Origin of the sequence: Shewanella ulleungensis, assembly GCF_014648315.1 — a bacterium.
Classification (GTDB): Bacteria; Pseudomonadota; Gammaproteobacteria; order Enterobacterales; family Shewanellaceae; genus Shewanella; species Shewanella ulleungensis.
The window spans coordinates 1-709 of record NZ_BMQW01000039.1 but is presented as its reverse complement, the minus strand read 5'-3'; the positions used below and the strand labels follow the sequence as shown (position 1 = coordinate 709).

At 40.9% G+C, this 709-nt stretch carries 1 protein-coding gene; it reads left to right on the top strand.

Annotated features, from left to right (window positions below):
• Positions 1 to 709: flagellin (locus IEY40_RS20120; RefSeq protein ID WP_268244209.1), on the top strand; the 709-nt coding region annotated here is incomplete at both ends.

The following is a 709-nucleotide window of genomic DNA, read 5'->3' as shown; positions in this document are numbered from 1 at the left end:
TGCAAACTGAATTAACTCGAATTGCCGATACCACATCATTTGGTGGTCAGAAATTATTAAATGGTAATTTTGGCACTAAATCTTTCCAGGTGGGTTCAAATGCCAATGAAACGATTTCTGTTACTTTAGGTGATATATCTGCTTCAAACTTAACTAAAAGCGTACAAAAAGTTAGTGCCGGTGCTTTTGTTGCTGCAGACGTGGCTGCAGCTTATGGTTCAGGCACGCAAATTACTGATGCTGCCTTTACTTATGATGCTGATGGTGCTGGTACTGGCGCATCTGTAGAACTTAGTGTTGATTACTCTAAGTTAACTTCAGGTACAGACTATGCCGGGATGGCCGATGCGATTAATCAGTCTTTAAATGGTGCGGATGAATCAATTGGCGTTTATGCTGTTGTTAATGATGCTGGTACAGGCGTTGATTTAAAAGGAGCCATAGATGGTGCTGCAACATTAACTTTTGCAGCAGGTACTGGTGGTTCTATTGGTACAGCTTTAACATATAGTGGTGCTGAAGATGTTAGTGTAAATGATGTTGATATTTCAACTTATGCTGGCTCACAAGATGCTATCGCTATTATTGATGAAGCATTAGCAACGATTGACAGTCAACGTGCAGACTTAGGTGCCGTTCAAAACCGCATGAACTTTACCATCAGTAATTTAGGTAATATTGAATCGAACGTGACAGATGCGCGTAGCCG